The sequence below is a fragment of the Streptomyces sp. SID13726 genome, assembly GCF_010548375.1.
In the GTDB taxonomy this organism is placed as follows: Bacteria; Actinomycetota; Actinomycetes; order Streptomycetales; family Streptomycetaceae; genus Streptomyces.
In genome coordinates this window covers 37,893-54,628 of the sequence record NZ_JAAGLY010000030.1, presented here as the reverse complement: position 1 = coordinate 54,628, position 16,736 = coordinate 37,893, and the positions used below count along the sequence as shown (strand labels likewise).

General features: G+C 68.7%; 14 protein-coding genes and 1 riboswitch. Of the genes, 9 read left to right on the top strand and 5 right to left on the bottom strand.

Annotation, left to right across the window (positions count from 1 at the left end; all coding sequences use genetic code 11):
• Positions 1-31 precede the first annotated feature (31 nt).
• Positions 32-1,105, bottom strand: coding sequence for an SIS domain-containing protein (locus G3I78_RS41755; RefSeq protein ID WP_164434759.1), 1,074 nt, complete (start codon positions 1,103-1,105; stop codon positions 32-34).
• Between the two features lie 227 nt (positions 1,106-1,332).
• Between G3I78_RS41755 and nagB the strand changes: the two genes are divergently transcribed.
• A complete protein-coding gene (gene nagB / locus G3I78_RS41750; RefSeq protein WP_164434757.1) occupies positions 1,333-2,118 on the top strand; it encodes a glucosamine-6-phosphate deaminase in 786 nt (261 codons plus the stop codon).
• 133 nt (positions 2,119-2,251) lie between these two features.
• Here nagB and G3I78_RS41745 read toward each other — a convergent pair whose 3' ends face one another.
• From G3I78_RS41745 to G3I78_RS41730, 4 genes are all read right to left on the bottom strand, one after another.
• Positions 2,252-3,736, bottom strand: coding sequence for a glycoside hydrolase family 3 protein (locus G3I78_RS41745; RefSeq protein WP_164434755.1), 1,485 nt, complete (start codon positions 3,734-3,736; stop codon positions 2,252-2,254).
• Between the two features lie 9 nt (positions 3,737-3,745).
• Positions 3,746-4,588 carry a carbohydrate ABC transporter permease gene (locus tag G3I78_RS41740; protein ID WP_164434753.1) on the bottom strand — a complete coding sequence of 281 codons (843 nt, stop codon included), beginning with the start codon at positions 4,586-4,588 and terminating at the stop codon, positions 3,746-3,748.
• Positions 4,585-5,565, bottom strand: coding sequence for a sugar ABC transporter permease (locus tag G3I78_RS41735; RefSeq protein WP_164434751.1), 981 nt, complete (start codon positions 5,563-5,565; stop codon positions 4,585-4,587). The genes G3I78_RS41740 and G3I78_RS41735 overlap by 4 nt, the downstream gene beginning before the upstream one ends.
• A 96-nt stretch (positions 5,566-5,661) precedes the next feature.
• Entirely contained in the window at positions 5,662-6,945 is a 1,284-nt protein-coding gene (locus G3I78_RS41730) for an extracellular solute-binding protein (RefSeq protein ID WP_164434749.1), read from the bottom strand.
• Positions 6,946-7,251: 306 nt separating this feature from the next.
• On the opposite strand from G3I78_RS41730, the gene G3I78_RS41725 reads away from it, so the two are divergent.
• The 8 genes from G3I78_RS41725 (at position 7,252) to G3I78_RS41690 (ending at position 16,697) form a co-directional block, all read left to right on the top strand.
• The gene (locus G3I78_RS41725; RefSeq protein ID WP_164434747.1) at positions 7,252-8,016 is read left to right on the top strand and encodes a GntR family transcriptional regulator; all 765 of its coding nucleotides are present in this window, start codon (positions 7,252-7,254) and stop codon (positions 8,014-8,016) included.
• Between the two features lie 89 nt (positions 8,017-8,105).
• Positions 8,106-10,241, top strand: coding sequence for a carbon starvation CstA family protein (locus G3I78_RS41720; protein ID WP_164434745.1), 2,136 nt, complete (start codon positions 8,106-8,108; stop codon positions 10,239-10,241).
• Positions 10,216-10,413, top strand: coding sequence for a YbdD/YjiX family protein (locus tag G3I78_RS41715; protein ID WP_164434742.1), 198 nt, complete (start codon positions 10,216-10,218; stop codon positions 10,411-10,413). The genes G3I78_RS41720 and G3I78_RS41715 overlap by 26 nt, the downstream gene beginning before the upstream one ends.
• Positions 10,414-10,551: 138 nt before the next feature.
• Complete coding sequence (locus tag G3I78_RS41710) at positions 10,552-10,803, top strand: DUF3311 domain-containing protein (RefSeq protein ID WP_164434740.1); 252 nt, start codon at positions 10,552-10,554, stop codon at positions 10,801-10,803.
• On the top strand, positions 10,800-12,410 hold the full coding sequence (locus tag G3I78_RS41705; protein WP_164434738.1) for a sodium:solute symporter: 1,611 nt from the start codon (positions 10,800-10,802) through the stop codon (positions 12,408-12,410). Before G3I78_RS41710 ends, G3I78_RS41705 begins: the two co-directional genes overlap by 4 nt.
• 104 nt (positions 12,411-12,514) lie before the next feature.
• Positions 12,515-13,024: an N-acetyltransferase gene (locus G3I78_RS41700; protein ID WP_164434736.1), complete on the top strand. Its 510-nt coding sequence runs from the start codon at positions 12,515-12,517 to the stop codon at positions 13,022-13,024.
• Positions 13,025-13,101: 77 nt separating this feature from the next.
• Positions 13,102-13,184: riboswitch (cobalamin riboswitch) on the top strand.
• A 142-nt stretch (positions 13,185-13,326) separates the two neighbouring features.
• Positions 13,327-15,687, top strand: a complete 2,361-nt coding sequence (locus G3I78_RS41695; protein WP_164434734.1) for a ribonucleoside-diphosphate reductase subunit alpha — start codon at positions 13,327-13,329, stop codon at positions 15,685-15,687.
• Positions 15,687-16,697 (top strand): ribonucleotide-diphosphate reductase subunit beta, encoded by a 1,011-nt coding sequence (locus G3I78_RS41690; protein WP_164434732.1) that lies wholly within the window; start codon positions 15,687-15,689, stop codon positions 16,695-16,697. The genes G3I78_RS41695 and G3I78_RS41690 overlap by 1 nt, the downstream gene beginning before the upstream one ends.
• The last annotated feature ends 39 nt before the right edge of the window (positions 16,698-16,736 follow it).

The window sequence follows — 16,736 nt, the reverse complement described above, 5'->3', positions numbered from 1 at the left end:
CGGTCATCGGCACCGACACCGACACCGGCGCTCAGTGCGTCTCCGTCACCTTCGCCAGTGCGCGTGGGGCGTCCGGGTCCTGGCCGCGGGCGATGGTGACCTCGTAGGCCAGGAGCTGGAGGGGGATGATCTCCAGGAGGGGCTGGACCTCCTCGGCGACGTTCTCGGTGGGCAGCACGAAGCCGGCCGACGCCCGCTCGACCTGGCTCGCGGGGCCGACCACGACGAGGTCGGCGCCCCGGCCGCGCAGTCGGTCGAGGACGGGCTGGAGGGCCTCGCCGCCCTTGCCGTCGGTGACGACCGCGATGACCGGGGAGACGTTGTCGACCATGGCGAGGGGGCCGTGCAGCAGGTCGGCGCCCGAGTAGGCGAGCGCGGGGATGTAGCTGGTCTCCATCAGCTTGAGGGCGGCTTCCTTGGCGGTGGGGTAGCCGTAGCCGCGGGAGGTGATGACCATCCGCTCGGCGAACCGGTAGCGGGCGGCGAGGGTGCGGACCTCGTCCTGGCGGGCGAGGAGGGAGGCGGCCAGCTCCGGCAGCACCTGGGCGGGGGCTCCGTCACCGCCGCGCAGGCCCTCGACGAAGAGATACAGCGCGAGGAGGGAGGCCGTGTAGGTCTTGGTCGCGGGGAGGGCCTTCTCCGGTCCGGCCATGATGTCGACGTGGTACTCGGAGACACCGGCCAGCGGGGAGTCGGGGTTGTTGGTCACCGCGAGGGTGATGGCGCCGGCCTCGCGGGCGGCGCGGGTCGAGGCCACCAGGTCCGGGGAGCCGCCGGACTGGCTGACCGTGACGACCAGGACGTCGGTGAGGTCGGGGCGGGCACCGTAGGCAGTGGTCGTCGACATGGAGGTGAGGCCGCAGGGCAGGCCGAGGCGGACTTCGAGGAGGTACTTGGCGTAGAGGGCCGCGTTGTCGGAGGTGCCGCGGGCGGTCAGCAGCACGAAGCGGGGCGAGCGGGCGGCGATCTCCTGGGCGACCTTGCGGATGGCCGGGGCGCCCTCGTCCAGGATGCGGCGCAGGACAGCGGGCTGTTCGGCCATCTCGCGGGCCATGATCCGGCCGGGGAGTTCGTTCTGGGGGTCGGGTGTCGTGACGGTGGTCATGGGCTCTATTCCACTCCTCGTTCGGCTCCCCCGCGCGAAATGGCGGCTGTCCAGGATGTGGCGCTGTGATGGCTTTCGTGGACCTGGGCCGGGAGACCCGATTCTGTTAGATTGGTCTAAACCACATGGGCTGTACCGGGTCCGGTCGAGCCCTCCTGGTTCAGACCGTTTGTAGAGATCAGACCGTTTCTACAGTCAGACCGTTTCCTCAGATCGGCAGGCCCAGCGTGGAAGTTGTCATCGTCCCGGACGCCAAGGCGGGTGGCGAGCTCATCGCCGAGGCCATGGCGCAGCTGCTGCGACGCAAGCCCGACGCCCTGCTCGGGGTGGCGACCGGCTCGACCCCGCTGCCCATCTACGAGGCGCTGACGGCGAAGGTGCGGTCCGGTGCGGTGGATGGATCGCGGGCGCGGATAGCCCAGCTCGACGAGTACGTGGGGCTGCCGGCCGAGCATCCGGAGTCGTACCGCTCGGTGCTGCGGCGGGAGGTGCTGGAGCCGCTGGGGGTGCCGATGTCCTCGTTCATGGGGCCGGACGGGACCGCGGAGGACATTCCCGGTGCGTGTGCGGAGTACGACTCGGCGCTGGCCGAGGCCGGGGGCGTGGATCTGCAACTGCTCGGGATCGGGACGGACGGGCACATCGGGTTCAACGAGCCGTGTTCATCGCTGGCGTCCCGGACGCGGATCAAGACGTTGACCGAGCAGACGCGGGTGGACAACGCGCGGTTCTTCGACGGGGACATCTCGCAGGTGCCGCACCATGTGATCACGCAGGGGATCGGGACGATTCTCGAGGCTCGGCATCTGGTGCTGCTCGCGACGGGCGAGGGCAAGGCGGACGCGGTGGCGGCGACGGTGGAGGGGGCAGTTGCCGCGGTGTGTCCGGCGTCGGCGCTTCAGTTGCATCCGCATGCGACGGTGGTGGTGGACGAGGGGGCCGCGTCCAAGTTGAAGCTGGCGGACTATTTCCGGCACACGTTTGTCAACAAGCCTGACTGGCAGGGGATCTAGGGTCTCGTCCGCCGGGTGCGGTGCGCGGCCGGGTGCGGGTGCGTTGTGGCTGGTCGCGCAGGTGCCCGCGCCCCTGGGAAGAACAGGTGCCGGCTCCCGTCCACGGGAACCGGCACCTGTCCTGTCGTAACCCCTACTCCCCCGCGATGACCTCCGCCGCCGCCCTGCCGCACACCCTGGCCGCGCCCTGGGTGGCGATGTGGAGGGCGCCTCGGGCGGGGGCCTGGGGGAGGCCCATCTCGACCACGACGGTGTCGGGGCGGGTGCGGAGGATGGTGTCCAGGGCCGCCGTCATCCAGGGGTGGCGGTGTTCGTCGCGGACCACCGCGACGATGCGGCGGGGGCCGGCCGCGGCCAGGGTCGCGAGGCCCGCGTCCTCGCCCGCGAAGGTGCCCGTCTCCGTGCCCGGGAACCGGCGGAGGAGTTCGGCGGCGACGCCCCAGGGGGTCTCGTCGCCGACGGCGATGTTGGCGACGGGGGTGAGGGCGGCGACGTAGGGCGCTTCGGTGAGGGGGGTGAAGGCGTCGGCGCCGGTGATGCGCAGCGCGCGTCGGGCCGCTCGCAGTCCCACCTCCTCGTCGGCCGGCAGTTCTGTGCCGGCCGCGCTCGCCGCCGTCCAGTGGGCCAGGGTGCGGACGCGTTCCGCCGCCTGGGCCAGGCGTTCCTCGGGGAGTTCGCCCGAGCGGACCGCCGAGACCAGGGCGTCGCGCAGGCGCCGTACCGTCTCGTCGTCGGCGAGGCCGCCGCCCACGCAGATCGCGTCGGCGCCGGCGGCGATGGCCAGGACACTGCCGCGTTCGATGCCGTAGGTGCCGGCGATGGCCTGCATCTCCATGCCGTCGGTGACGATGAGGCCGTCGTAGCGGAGTTCGCCGCGCAGCAGGTCGGTCAGGATCCGCGGGGACAGGGTCGCCGGGCGGTCCGGGTCCAGGGCCGGGACCAGGATGTGGGCGGTCATCACCGCGCGGGTGCCGGCGGCGATGGCCGCGCGGAAGGGCCGCAGTTCCCGCTCAAGGAGCACCGGCAGGTCCGCGTCGATGCGGGGCAGGGCGTGGTGGGAGTCGATCGCGGTGTCGCCGTGGCCGGGAAAGTGCTTGGTGCAGGCGGCGACGCCCGCCGACTGCAACCCCGTGACATAGGCGGCCGTGTGCTTGGCGGCCAGTTCCGCGGAGGCGCCGAAGGAGCGGACGCCGATCACCGGGTTGGACGGGTTGGAGTTCACGTCCGCGGACGGGGCCCAGTTGAGGTTGACCCCGCAGGCGGCGAGTCGGCGACCCAGTTCGGCCGCCACCTGCCTGGTGAGTTCCACGTCGTCCACCGCGCCGAGCGCGTGGTTGCCAGGGAAGGACGAGCCGGTGCGGACCTCCAGGCGGGTGACGTCACCGCCCTCCTCGTCGATGGCGACCAGGACGTCGTCGCGTTCGGCGCGCAACTGGGCGGTGAGGGCGGCGAGTTGCTCCGGTGAGGCGATGTTGCGGCCGAACAGGCCGACCGAGGCGAGGCCCTCGCCGAGGCGGCGCAGCAGCCAGTCGGGGGCGGTGGTGCCGGTGAAGCCGGGTTGGAGGACGGTGAGGGCGTCCCGTGTCAGGGTGTCTGTGCCGCTGGCGAATGTCGTCATCGGGGGGCGTTATCCCTTCACGGCGCCCGCGGTGAGGCCCGCGGCCATCTTGCGCTGGACGAGGAGGAAGAGGACCACGATCGGCACGGCCATCATGGTGGAACCGGCCATCATCGGGGCGTATTCGGTGCCGTGTTTGGTGGTGAAGTTGCCGAGCCACACGGTCGCGGTCTGGTTCTTCTGGCTGAGCAGCATGAGGGCGTAGAGGTACTCGTTCCAGGCCTGGATGAAGGCGTAGACCGAGGTGGCGACCATGCCGGGGGCCAGCAGCGGGAAGACCACGCGCAGGAAGGCGCCGGTGGGCGAGCAGCCGTCGACCATGGCCGCCTCCTCCAGTTCCTTCGGGATGTTGACGATGAAGCCGCGCAGCGTCCAGACCGTGAAGGGGAGGATGAAGGTCAGATACGTGATGATCAGGCCGGAGAGCTTGTCGTACTGGTCGAGGTCGTTCAGGAGCAGGAAGACCGGGATGATCATCGCGACCAGCGGGACCATCTGGACCGCGAGGATGCCCACGATCACGACCTTGCGGCCGCGGAAGGCGAAGCGGGAGATGGCGAGGGCGGCCAGGGTGCCGACCACGATGCCGATCGCCACGACCGAGAGGGAGACGATCAGGCTGCGGCCGACCGGGCCCCAGAAGTCGGCGATGTCCAGCGCGCGGCTGAAGTTGGACAGGGTGATGCCGGTCGGCAGCAGGCTCGGGTCCGGGTCGATGGCGTCCTTGGCCGGCTTGAACGCCGTGTTGAGCATCCAGTAGACGGGGAAGCCGGCGGTGAGGAAGACGAGCAGGCCGAGGAGGTTCCAGCCGGCCTTCGACTTGCGGCGCGCTCCGGGAGCAAGCGTGCTCATTCGACCTCTCCGATCTTCAGCATCTGACGCATGTAGACGGCGACCACGCCGAGCAGCAGCAGCACGGTCAGCAGGGCGATGGCGGAGCCCTGCGCGTAGTCGTTGACCACGAAGGCGCGGTCGTAGGAGTACGTGGGCAGGATCTGGAACTCCGGCTCCGGGTGGCCGTTGCGCATGACGAACACCTGGGGGAAGACGCCCATGTCCCAGATGACCGACAGGGTCGTGAGCATCACGATGATCGGCTTGAGGATGGGCAGGGTGACATACCGGAAGACGCCCCAGGCGCCCGCTCCGTCCAGCCGGGCCGCCTCCTCCAGCTCGGCCGGGACCTGGGTGAGTCCGGCGCTGAGGGTGATGACGACGAAGGGCACCGCGCCCCACACCACGAGCAGGGTGATGACGGCGAGGCCCTGGGGTCCGCTGGCGAACCAGTTGTGGCCGATCATCTCGACCCCGGGCAGCTTGCTGAGCAGCGCGTTGAGGATGCCGTAGTCGGCGTCGAACAGCCACTTGAAGACCGTGGTGGCGACGATGATCGGCATGCCCCAGCTGGCCACCAGCGCGATGTTGACGAGGGTCTTCACCCAGCCGGAGACCCGCTGGAGCAGCAGGGCGATGAGCATGCCGGAGACCATCGTGAAGATCACGCAGCCGGCCGCGAAGACGACGGTCCGCAGGACGACCGTCCAGAACTCGCCGTCGCCCAGCACGGCGGTGAAGTTGTCGAAGCCGACCCACTGGGCGGGCAGGAAGCCCCACAGCTGGGACTGCCCGAACTTCTGGAACGACAGGGTGACCAGGCGGACCAGCGGATAGCCCATGACCAGGCCGAGGATGAGCAGGCAGGGCGCGAGCAGCAGCCAGGGGGTGGCGCCGGAGCTCCGCCTTCTGCGGGGCGCCGTCGGCGTGGGCGGCGGCGGTACCGACATCGGCGGCGGCACCTCGGTGGGGGTGGTGGTGTCTGCGGCACTCATGGCGCGCTCCTCAAGCGGTCACTCAAGTCGTACGAGTCGTACGAAAGCCGTACGAGCAGCAGGGCCCCGTCCCTCGCGACGGGGCCCTGCCCTTGCTCACTTCGTGTTGATGACCTTGTCGATCGCGGCGTCCGCGTCCTTCGCGGCGGCCTCGACCGACTGCTTGCCGGTGCCGATGCTCTGCAGCATGTTCTGCAGGACCTGCGCCTTCTCGACCTGGCCCCAGCCGGGCGCCATGGGCACGAACCAGTTGGACTCGGCCGCGGTGGCGGGGACCGCGGTCGCCGGGTCGTTCTTCAGGGTGGCGAGGTCGGTCTTGTTGTTGGGCAGGTTGCCCTTGGCCATCAGGCCCTTCTGGCCGGAGGGACCGGTGAAGGCGTTGATCCACTCGGCGGCGACGGCCTGCGCCTTGGACTTCACCGGGACCGCGAGGTCCGAACCGCCCAGGAAGACGGGCATGTTCTTGCCGGACGGACCCGGCATCACGAAGTTCTCGAGGTTGTCCTTGAGCTTGCCGGTCTTGTCGTTCTTCGGGTCGGCGGAGGTAGCGCCCTCCCAGGCCGCGCCGAAGATCATGCCGGACTTGCCCTGGCCGTAGACGATGTAGCGGTCGGACTCGTCCTTGGTCTTGTCGCCGTGCATGTACTTGTCGACGACGTTCTTGAACTCGGTGAGGCCCTTGACGGACTCCGGCGAGGAGAGGTTGGCCTTCCAGGTGCCGCCCGAGTCGACGGCGATGGAGCCGCCGGCGTCGTAGACGAAGGACATGGCCGCGTACCAGTCACGGGTGGGCTGGTACCAGGCGGAGAACTTGTCGCCCTCCTTCTTCTGGACCTTGTCGAGGGCGGAGGTCAGCTCGGCGTAGGTCTTGGGGGTGGACTTGACGCCGACCGAGGCGAAGACGTCCTTGCGCCAGTTCCCGACGCGGCCGCCCGCGTAGTAGGGGACGCCGTAGGTCTTGCCGTCGTAGGTCACCGAGGCCTTGAGGCCGTCGAGCCAGGCGGACGAGTTGGTGAACTTCGAGGCGTCGAGGGGGGCGAAGGCGCCCTTGACCATGTAGCCGAGCATCTCGGTGTTGCCCATCTCGACCACGTCGGGGGCCTTGTCGGTGGCGAGGACCGCGTCGAGCTTGGTGTTCTTGTCCGGCCAGCCGTAGTACTCGTGGTTGATCTTGATGCCGGGGTGCTTCTTCTGGACTGCGGCGTCCGCGGCCTTCACCAGGTCGGGCCAGTTGTTCTGGGCGTCGACCGTGAGCCAGACGGTCAGCTCCTTGGCGTCGGCGCCGCTGTTGTCCGAACTACCGCTGTCGCTGTCCCCACACGCCGCGATGGAGACCATCATGCCCGCGATACCGATCGCGGCTATCAGCTTGCGCTTCACGCCACCCTCCTCAGGGATGCCCACACCTCCCGCCCATGGGCCGGGACCTGGACCAATGGTGTAGACCAGTAGGGGGAGCTTGGACCAGACCAGGAAGCCTGTCAAGAGTGTGCGAAACGGCTCTGACCAGCCGTTATGCGAGCTACATATACAAGAACCATTAGTAAAGAAGCCAGCGAAAACACCGGTGCCGGAGTACTCTCGTCCGCTAGACCACTCACCTCTGTGGACTAGACCAAAAGAGGCGGCGACGGTATACAGAAGGGATCACGATGTGACCCGCATCCGGAGCCGGGAAGGCAGACCATGACCACCGACGTCAGCAGTGCGGAGAACGAGGGCGGGGCAGGCGTCCGCACCGCGCGCGTGCCCAAGTACTACCGCCTGAAGAAGCACCTGCTCGACATGACGGAGACGCAGTCGCCCGGTACACCCGTACCGCCCGAGCGCACGCTCGCCGCCGAGTTCGACACCTCGCGCACCACCGTGCGCCAGGCCCTCCAGGAGCTGGTGGTCGAGGGCCGCCTGGAACGCATCCAGGGCAAGGGCACCTTCGTCGCCAAGCCGAAGGTCTCCCAGGCCCTCCAACTCACCTCGTACACCGAGGACATGCGCGCCCAGGGCCTCGAACCCACCTCGCAGCTCCTGGACATCGGCTACATCACCGCCGACGACCGCCTCGCCGAGCTCCTCGACATCACGGCCGGCGGCCGGGTGCTGCGCATCGAGCGCCTGCGCATGGCGAACGCCGAGCCGATGGCCATCGAGACGACCCACCTCAGCGCCAAGCGCTTCCCGGCCCTGCGCAGGTCGCTCGTCAAGTACACGTCCCTCTACACCGCGCTCGCCGAGGTCTACGACGTCCATCTCGCCGAGGCCGAGGAGACCATCGAGACCTCGCTGGCCACCCCGCGCGAGGCGGGCCTGCTCGGCACCGACGTCGGCCTGCCGATGCTGATGCTGTCCCGGCACTCGTTCGACAAGACGGGCGAGCCGGTGGAGTGGGTGCGGTCGGTGTACCGGGGGGACCGGTACAAGTTCGTGGCCCGCCTCAAGCGGCCGATCGACTAGGGCCCTTTTCGGTACCGCACGCGGTGTAGCGCAACCACCCGTCCTGCTCTACGGTCCTCCCGACTCCGTCTGGACGGGAGGACCGCCTCGTGCGTACCGCGAACGTCCGAACCATCGTCATCTGGACCCTCGTCGCGCTGATCGGCGCCGCCGGGTGGGCCGTGCTCGCGCTCGCCAGGGGCGAGGACGTCTCGGCCGCCTGGATGGTCGCCGCCGCCCTCGGGTCGTACGCGATCGGGTACCGCTTCTACGCGAAGTTCATCGCGCACAAGGTGCTGAAGGTCGACGCGACCAGGGCCACCCCCGCCGAACGCCTCAACAACGGCATCGACTTCCACCCCACCGACCGTCGGGTGCTGCTGGGCCATCACTTCGCGGCGATAGCCGGTGCCGGACCGCTGGTCGGCCCGGTGCTCGCCGCGCAGATGGGCTACCTCCCCGGGACCATCTGGATCATCGCCGGTGTCATCTTCGCGGGCGCGGTCCAGGACATGGTGGTGCTGTTCTTCTCCACGCGCAGGGACGGCCGTTCACTCGGTCAGATGGCCCGCGAGGAGATCGGCCCCTTCGGCGGCGCGGCCGCGCTGATCGCCGCCTTCGCCATCATGATCATCCTGCTCGGGGTGCTGGCCCTGGTGATCGTCAACGCCCTCGCCGCCTCCCCCTGGGGCACCTTCTCCATCGCGATGACCATCCCGATCGCCCTGCTGATGGGCTTCTACCTGCGCGTCCTGCGCCCGGGACGGGTCAGCGAAGTGTCGTTGATCGGCGTAGGGCTGCTGCTGCTCGCGCTGGTCGCGGGCCGCTGGGTCGCCGAGTCGTCGTGGGCCGACACCTTCACCCTCGCGCCCTCGACGCTGGTCGTCTGGCTGGTGGCGTACGGATTCATCGCCTCGATCCTGCCGGTGTGGATGCTCCTTGCGCCCCGCGACTACCTGTCCACCTTCATGAAGATCGGCACGATCGCGCTGCTCGCCCTCGGGGTCGTCGTCGCCCTGCCGACGCTGAAGATGGACGCGGTGACCGACTTCGCCTCGCGCGGGAACGGCCCGGTGTTCGCGGGCTCGCTCTTCCCCTTCGTCTTCATCACCATCGCGTGCGGCGCGCTGTCCGGCTTCCACGCGCTGATTTCGAGCGGTACGACGCCGAAGATGATCCAGAAGGAGACGCAGGTCCGGATGATCGGCTACGGCTCCATGCTGATGGAGTCGTCGGTCGCGATCATGGCGCTGGTCGCGGCGAGCATCATCGACCCGGGGCTGTACTTCGCGATGAACGCGCCGGCCGGGGTCATCGGGACCACGGTGGACAACGCCTCGCAGGTGGTGACCAGTTGGGGCTACTCCATCTCCCCCGCCGACCTCGCGCAGGCCGCGAAGAACGTCGAGGAGGCGAGCCTGCTCTCCCGCACCGGCGGCGCCCCGACCCTCGCGGTCGGTGTCTCGGAGATCTTCTCCAAGGTCACCGGCGGGAGCCTCAGGGCCTTCTGGTATCACTTCGCGATCATGTTCGAGGCGCTGTTCATCCTGACCGCGCTGGACGCCGGCACGCGCGTGGGCCGGTTCATGCTCCAGGACATGCTGGGCAACGTCTACCGGCCCTTCAAGAACATCAGCTGGAAGCCGGGGCTCGTCCTCACCAGCGCGATCGTGTGCGCGCTGTGGGGCTACTTCCTCTGGGTCGGCGTCCATGAACCCCTCGGCGGGATCAACCAGCTCTTCCCGATCTTCGGCATCTCCAACCAGCTGCTCGCCGCCGTCGCGCTCGCCGTCTGCACCACGCTGCTGGTGAAGTCGGGACGCCTCAAGTGGGCCTGGATCACCGGGATCCCGCTCGCCTGGGACGCGACCGTGACCCTCACGGCCAGCTTCCAGAAGGTGTTCTCCGGCGACCCCAAGGTGGGCTTCTTCAAACAGCGTTCGGTGTTCCAGGACGCCATCGACGACGGCAAGGTCCTGCCGCCCGCCAAGAGCATGGACGACATGCACACCGTGGTCACCAACTCCACGGTCGACGGCGTCCTCACGGCGGTCCTCGCCCTGCTGATCGTGGTGGTGATCGCCGACGCGCTGCGGGTCTGCGTCCGGCACGTCCGGCGCCCGGCGCTGTCCACGCTCAGCGAGGCGCCGTACGTCGAGTCGAGGATCCTGGCCCCGGCCGGGCTGATCCCGACCCGGGCCGAGAAGGAGGAGGCGCGGGATGCGATCACTGCGGCGCGCTCTTAGGGGGGTGCGCTGGTACGTCCGTGAGCTGACCGACGAGTCGGCGTACGACCGCTATGTCGCGCATGTGCGCCGGGAGCACCCGCAGGCCCCGGTGCCGACGCGACGGGCGTTCGAGCGAATGCGGACGGAACGTCAGGAAGGGGACCCGCGCCAGGGGTTCCGGTGCTGCTGAACGGGTGCTTCCACGGGGCTTCACAGAATCGACATACCGATATGCGGACGAGGTCTTCCGCTGTCGCGACACCAGCGCCTAGATTGCCTGCGCGTTACAGGTGATCAACGCCGATCGGTTAGGGGTAGGAGTCGCGACATGTCGGATGCGCCTGAAGTGAGACCACCGGTGGTGACACCGGTGCGGGTGGTCATCGCCCTCTGCCTGATCGCGCCGTTCGTGGCGATGCTGTGGGTCGGCTCGTACGCCAAGGTCGACCCCACGTTCATCGGCATCCCGTTCTTCTACTGGTACCAGATGCTGTGGGTGCTGATCTCCACCGCGCTGACGATGACCGCGTACAAGCTCTGGCAGCGTGACCAGCGCGCCCGCCACGGAGGTGCCAAGTGAACGACGGCGTCAACGGCGTGGCACTCACCGTCTTCATCCTCTTCTTCCTGGCCGTCACGGTCATGGGCTTCCTGGCCGCGCGCTGGCGCAAGGCCGAGAACGAGCACAGCCTCGACGAATGGGGCCTGGGCGGACGGTCGTTCGGCACCTGGGTCACCTGGTTCCTGCTCGGCGGCGACCTGTACACGGCGTACACCTTCGTCGCGGTGCCCGCGGCGATCTACGCGGCGGGCGCGGCCGGCTTCTTCGCGGTGCCGTACACGATCCTGGTGTACCCGCTGATCTTCACGTTCCTGCCCCGCCTGTGGTCGGTCTCGCACAAGCACGGATACGTGACGACCTCGGACTTCGTGCGCGGCCGCTTCGGCTCGAAGAGCCTGTCCCTCGCGGTGGCCGTCACCGGCATCCTCGCGACCATGCCGTACATCGCGCTCCAACTGGTCGGCATCCAGGCGGTCCTGGACGTCATGGGCGTCGGCGGCGGCGAGAACACCAACTGGTTCGTGAAGGACCTCCCGCTGCTGATCGCGTTCGGTGTCCTCGCGGCCTACACGTACTCCTCGGGTCTGCGCGCCCCCGCGCTGATCGCGTTCGTGAAGGACACGCTGATCTACATCGTCATCGCGGTGGCGATCATCTACATCCCGATCAAGCTGGGCGGCTTCGACGACGTCTTCGCGGCGGCCGGCGAGAAGTACACGGCGGCCAAGGCGGGCGGGCTGGTGCCACCCGAGGCGGGCCAATGGACGTACGCCACACTGGCGTTGGGCTCCGCGCTCGCGCTCTTCATGTACCCGCACTCGATCACCGCGACGCTCTCCTCCCGCAGCCGAGAGGTGATCCGCCGCAACACCACGATCCTGCCGCTGTATTCGCTGATGCTCGGCCTGCTGGCCCTGCTCGGCTTCATGGCGATCGCGGCCGGAGTCAAGGTCACCAACCCGCAGTTGGCGATCCCGCAGCTGTTCGAGGACATGTTCCCGGACTGGTTCGCGGGCGTCGCCTTCGCGGCGATCGGCATCGGCGCCCTCGTCCCCGCGGCCATCATGTCGATCGCGGCCGCGAACCTCTTCACCCGCAACATCTACAAGGACTTCATCAAGCCGGACGCGACCCCGGCCCAGGAGACGAAGGTCTCCAAGCTGGTGTCCCTGCTGGTGAAGGTGGGTGCCCTGGTCTTCGTCCTGACCATGGACAAGACGGTGGCCATCAACTTCCAGCTCCTGGGCGGCATCTGGATCCTCCAGACCTTCCCGGCCCTGGTCGGCGGCCTCTTCACCCGCTGGTTCCACCGCTGGGCCCTGCTCGCCGGCTGGGCGGTCGGCATGATCTACGGCACAGTCGCCGCGTACGGCGTCGCCTCGCCGACCCAGAAGCACTTCGGCGGCTCGGCGAAGGAGATCCCGGGCATCGGCGAGATCGGCTACATCGGCCTGACCGCGTTCATCCTCAACGTAGCGGTCACCGTCGTCCTGACCTTCATCCTCAAGGCGGCCAAGGCCCCCGACGGCATCGACGAGACCAGCCCGGAGGACTACACGGCGGACGCGGGCGACCCGGGTGTGGAAGTGGAGCTTCCCCCAGCTACCGCAGGAACATCTCACTAACCCACCCAGGGGCGCGGGGAACTGCGCGAGCAACCACACACAACCGGCAGCGGGCCGCCGAGAGCAACCACCCTCGGCGGCCCGCTTTCGTGCACACTCCCCCCATGACCATCGTGATCCGCCCCGCAGACCCCACCGACTACGAACCCCTCGGCGACATCACGGCAAGGGCCTACCTGAACGACGGCCTCCTCGCCTTCGGCGACGAAGACGACTGGTACCTCGAAGAACTCAAGAACGTGGCCAAGCGAGCGGCACACGCCGAAGTCCTGGTCGCCGTCTCCGGATCAGATCTGCTCGGCGGAGTCACCTACGTCCCCGACGGCGGCCCCCTGTCGGAGATAGCCCGCCCCGGAGAGGCGGAGATCCGCATGCTCGCCGTGTCCCACGAGGCTCGCGGCAGAGGCGTCGGACAAGCTCTCGTCCAGACCTGCATCGACCGCGCAAGCGCCGCAGGCAACCGCACCGGCGTCGTCCTGTGCACCCAGCCCACCATGCGCTCGGCCCACCGCATCTACGAACGCCTCGGCTTCACCCGCGCCCCGGAACGCGACCTGCGCCCCGTACCGGAGGCCCCGGAGTTCACTCTCCTCACCTATCAGTTGACACTCTGAAACCGCCGCGACACAACATCTGGGGGTGCCACCCGAACCCGGCACAAGATGTATGCTCATGCTCGCTGTCGCCGCAGGGGAATCCGGTGTGAATCCGGAACTGTCCCGCAACGGTGTACTCATGCGTGCATAAGCGCACATGGGAGTCAGTCCGAGGACCTGTCGACAGTACGCCCGGCCACCGTGGCCCGGGTGTGATGACGTCCGGGCCTCGTGGAATGGGCCGGTGGACGCGACGCCGTGCGCGCTCGTGTGCTGCCCCCTGCCCTCAAGGCCCCGTGCCCAGCGAGGGAGAGCCCCACGTGACCATCGCGCCAGCCGACCCGGCTTCAGCGACCATCGGTGTGGAAGAGGACGGTCCCGGAACCGCGTTGCTGCGGACCCTGACCGCGCTGACCGCCGACCTCCCCGACGCCGACCCCGGCCGGGTCGCCGCCGCCGCGCTCCGCGGCCGGTCCGCGCGGGCCGACGAGTCGGAGTTGCGCGAGCTGGCCACCGAGTCGGCGGCCGGGCTCATCTCCGAGGACCCGGCGTACAGCCGGCTGGCCGCGCGGCTGCTGACGATCTCCATCGCCGCCGAGGCCGCCTCGCAGGGTGTGACCTCGTTCACCGGCTCGGTCGCCGTCGGCCACCGCGAGGGCCTCATCGCCGACCGCACGGCGGAGTTCGTACGGATCCACGCCGACCGTCTCGACACGCTCATCGACCCTCAGGGCGACGACCGCTTCGGCTACTTCGGCCTGCGCACCCTGCACTCCCGCTATCTCCTCCGGCACCCCATCACCCGCAAGGTGATCGAGACGCCCCAGCACTTCATGCTCCGGGTGGCCTCGGGGCTCGCGGAGGACGACACATCGAGGGCACTCGACGAAGTCGCCGCGCTCTACGCCCTCATGAGCCGCCTCGACTACCTCCCCTCCTCCCCCACCCTCTTCAACTCCGGCACCCGGCACCCCCAGATGTCGTCCTGCTACCTCCTCGACTCCCCGGTCGACGAGCTGGACTCCATCTACGACCGCTACCACCAGGTCGCCCGGCTCTCCAAGCACGCCGGTGGCATCGGCCTCTCGTACTCCCGCATCCGCAGCCGCGGTTCGCTGATCCGGGGCACCAACGGGCACTCCAACGGCATCGTCCCGTTCCTGAAGACGCTGGACGCGTCCGTCGCCGCCGTGAACCAGGGCGGCCGGCGCAAGGGTGCCGCCGCGGTGTACCTGGAGACCTGGCACTCCGACATCGAGGAGTTCCTGGAGCTGCGGGACAACACCGGTGAGGACGCCCGTCGTACGCACAACCTGAACCTCGCGCACTGGATCCCGGACGAGTTCATGCGCCGGGTGAACGCGGACGCCGAGTGGTCGCTGTTCTCCCCCGCCGACGTGCCCGAGCTGGTCGACCTGTGGGGCGAGGAGTTCGACGCGGCGTACCGCAAGGCCGAGGAGCGGGGGCTCGCGCGCAAGACCATCCCCGCCCGTGACCTCTACGGCCGCATGATGCGCACCCTCGCGCAGACCGGCAACGGCTGGATGACCTTCAAGGACGCGGCCAACCGCACCGCCAACCAGACGGCCCTGCCCGGCCACACCGTCCACTCCTCCAATCTCTGCACGGAGATCCTGGAGGTCACGGACGACGGCGAGACGGCGGTCTGCAACCTGGGGTCCGTGAACCTCGGCGCGTTCGTGGACCCGCGGACGAACGACATCGACTGGGAGCGGCTGGACGCCACCGTCCGCACCGCCGTCACCTTCCTCGACCGGGTCGTCGACATCAACTTCTACCCGACCGAGCAGGCCGGGCGGTCCAACGCCAAGTGGCGCCCGGTGGGCCTGGGCGCGATGGGCCTCCAGGACGTCTTCTTCAAGCTGCGGCTGCCCTTCGACTCCCCCGAGGCCAAGGCCCTGTCCACCCGGATCGCCGAGCGCATCATGCTCGCCGCGTACGAGGCCTCCACCGACCTCGCCGAGCGCTACGGCCCGCTGCCCGCCTGGGAGAAGACCCGTACCGCGCAGGGTGTCCTGCACCCCGACCACTACGACGTCACATCGAACTGGCCCGAGCGCTGGGCCGCGCTGCGCGAGCGGATGGCCACCACGGGCCTGCGCAACAGCCTGCTCCTCGCCATCGCGCCCACCGCCACCATCGCCTCGATCGCGGGCGTGTACGAGTGCATCGAGCCGCAGGTCTCCAACCTGTTCAAGCGCGAGACGCTGTCCGGCGAGTTCCTCCAGGTCAACTCCTATCTGGTGAACGACCTCAAGGCACTCGGCGTCTGGGACGCCCGCACCCGTGAGGCGCTGCGCGACTCCAACGGCTCGGTGCAGGACTTCGCGTGGATCCCCGAGGACGTACGGGCGCTGTACCGCACGGCGTGGGAGATCCCGCAGCGCGGCCTGATCGACATGGCGGCGGCGCGCACCCCGTACCTCGACCAGTCCCAGTCCCTGAACCTCTTCCTGGAGACGCCGACCATCGGCAAGCTCTCCTCGATGTACGCGTACGCCTGGAAGTCCGGGCTGAAGACGACGTACTACCTGCGCTCGCGCCCGGCGACCCGTATCGCCCGCGCCGCCCAGGCGACGATCCCCGTCCAACAGGCGGACCCCCAAGACGCCGTCGCCTGCTCCCTGGAAAACCCCGAGTCCTGCGAGGCCTGCCAGTAATGTCCACCACCCAGAACCTGCTCGACCCCGGCTTCGAGCTGACTCTGCGCCCCATGCGCTACCCGGACTTCTACGAGCGCTACCGGGACGCCATCAAGAACACCTGGACCGTCGAGGAGGTCGACCTCCACTCGGACGTCGCCGACCTCGCGAAGCTGTCCGAGGGTGAGCAGCACATGATCGGCCGGCTGGTCGCGTTCTTCGCGACGGGCGACTCGATCGTGGCGAACAACCTGGTGCTGACCCTCTACAAGCACATCAACTCCCCCGAAGCGCGCCTGTACCTGAGCAGGCAGCTCTTCGAGGAGGCGGTGCACGTGCAGTTCTATCTGACGCTGCTCGACACCTACCTCCCCGACCCGGAGGACCGGGCCGCCGCCTTCGACGCCGTCGAGAACATCCCCTCCATCCGCGAGAAGGCGCAGTTCTGCTTCAAGTGGATGGACTCGGTCGAGAAGCTGGACCGCCTGGAGACCAAGGCCGACCGCCGCCGCTTCCTGCTGAACCTCATCTGCTTCGCCGCGTGCATCGAGGGCCTCTTCTTCTACGGCGCCTTCGCGTACGTCTACTGGTTCCGCAGCCGGGGTCTGCTGCACGGTCTGGCCACCGGCACCAACTGGGTGTTCCGCGACGAGACCATGCACATGTCCTTCGCCTTCGACGTGGTCGACACCGTCCGCAAGGAGGAGCCGGAGCTCTTCGACGACCAGCTGGAGCAGCAGGTCACCGACATGCTGAGGGAGGCCGTCGAGGCCGAGCTCCAGTTCGGGCGCGACCTGTGCGGGGACGGGCTGCCGGGCATGAACACCGAGTCGATGCGCCAGTACCTGGAGTGCGTGGCCGACCAGCGCCTCACCCGCCTCGGCTTCGCCCCGGTGTACGGCTCGGAGAACCCCTTCTCCTTCATGGAGCTCCAGGGCGTCCAGGAACTGACCAACTTCTTCGAGCGGCGTCCGTCCGCGTACCAGGTGGCCGTGGAGGGCACGGTCGACCTGGACGAGGACTTCTAGACGGGGATCCGGGCACGTGGGTGGTACGTCCAAGGGGGA

Excerpts from the sequence above, each read along its gene's own strand:
- G3I78_RS41755 (WP_164434759.1), bottom strand. The coding sequence starts at position 1,105 with ATGACCACCGTCACGACACCCGACCCCCAGAACGAACTCCCCGGCCGG.
- G3I78_RS41745 (WP_164434755.1), bottom strand. The coding sequence starts at position 3,736 with ATGACGACATTCGCCAGCGGCACAGACACCCTGACACGGGACGCCCTC.
- G3I78_RS41740 (WP_164434753.1), bottom strand. The coding sequence starts at position 4,588 with ATGAGCACGCTTGCTCCCGGAGCGCGCCGCAAGTCGAAGGCCGGCTGG.
- G3I78_RS41735 (WP_164434751.1), bottom strand. The coding sequence starts at position 5,565 with ATGAGTGCCGCAGACACCACCACCCCCACCGAGGTGCCGCCGCCGATG.
- G3I78_RS41725 (WP_164434747.1), top strand. The coding sequence starts at position 7,252 with ATGACCACCGACGTCAGCAGTGCGGAGAACGAGGGCGGGGCAGGCGTC.
- G3I78_RS41715 (WP_164434742.1), top strand. The coding sequence starts at position 10,216 with ATGCGATCACTGCGGCGCGCTCTTAGGGGGGTGCGCTGGTACGTCCGT.
- G3I78_RS41710 (WP_164434740.1), top strand. The coding sequence starts at position 10,552 with ATGTCGGATGCGCCTGAAGTGAGACCACCGGTGGTGACACCGGTGCGG.
- G3I78_RS41700 (WP_164434736.1), top strand. The coding sequence starts at position 12,515 with ATGACCATCGTGATCCGCCCCGCAGACCCCACCGACTACGAACCCCTC.
- G3I78_RS41690 (WP_164434732.1), top strand. The coding sequence starts at position 15,687 with ATGTCCACCACCCAGAACCTGCTCGACCCCGGCTTCGAGCTGACTCTG.